The sequence below is a fragment of the Metallosphaera javensis (ex Hofmann et al. 2022) genome (genome assembly GCF_022064045.1).
GTDB lineage: Archaea > Thermoproteota > Thermoprotei_A > Sulfolobales > Sulfolobaceae > Metallosphaera > Metallosphaera javensis.
Map to the genome: position 1 here is coordinate 1 of NZ_JAKNCW010000086.1, position 207 is coordinate 207.

General features: G+C 61.4%; 1 pseudogene. It reads left to right on the forward strand.

What is annotated here, in order from left to right:
- Positions 1 to 207, forward strand: a pseudogene (locus tag L3N51_RS12500) (IS256 family transposase); the annotation flags it as partial.

Consider the following 207-nt stretch of genomic DNA (forward strand, 5'->3'; position numbering starts at 1 on the left):
GATGAGGGAGGCGGAGGAGGTAAGCCCGAGGTACGCGAGGGGGAAGAGGCTCAAGAGGAGGGGATACGCGAGGTACAGGTTCCTAACTGGTTTCTCGGTGGTGATGGAGGGCAGGAGGATTGACAGGCTCAGGTGGATGAGCGTGAGGTTGCCCGTGATGTACGACGGGAAGGGGAGGGTGAGGACGGGGGTTGAGAGGGAGTTGCT